This window comes from Yersinia nurmii, from assembly GCF_001112925.1.
Taxonomy (GTDB): domain Bacteria; phylum Pseudomonadota; class Gammaproteobacteria; order Enterobacterales; family Enterobacteriaceae; genus Yersinia; species Yersinia nurmii.
In genome coordinates, this window is record NZ_CPYD01000038.1 from 1 (window position 1) to 514 (window position 514).

Genomic DNA, 514 nt, shown 5'->3' on the forward strand with positions numbered 1-514 from the left:
CATAATAGATACATTTAATCAGGCAGTGAATTTAGATGAATTCACCGATGAGTTTATTAATGAGGTATGGAATGTAAACACATGCGGATCGTTTGGTCTTGATATGTGGGGAAAGGTAGTGAATGTATCCAGATACATTAAGGCGTCAATAGATACCAATAGTTTTGGGTTTTCTGAGGCCAATGACGGCGGGTCATACCCTTCACCATTCAATGAAGAACCATTCTATGCCGGAGTACAGGAAACTGAGACAGTAAGGCTGTCGGATGATGCATACAGGACACTCATTCTATGTAAGGCATTTTCAAACATAAGCATTGCGACTATTAAAGAGATAAATAAATTCCTTTCCATACTTTTTAAAGGTAGAGGGAGGGCATTTTGCGTTGATTACGGAGACATGAGGATGGGGGTTATTTGTGAGTTTTATTTAGCCCCATATGAAGTGTCAATTCTTGAGAATTATGAGGTATTACCGATACCAAGCGCGGTTCTTATTACTACACATCAAATA

1 protein-coding gene is annotated in these 514 nt (G+C 38.7%); it reads left to right on the forward strand.

The genetic code is table 11. The features are described from left to right. Window position 1: 1 nt before the first annotated feature. The coding region (locus tag AD970_RS18430) for a DUF2612 domain-containing protein (RefSeq protein WP_049602466.1) at window positions 2–514 on the forward strand (513 nt) is incomplete at its 3' end.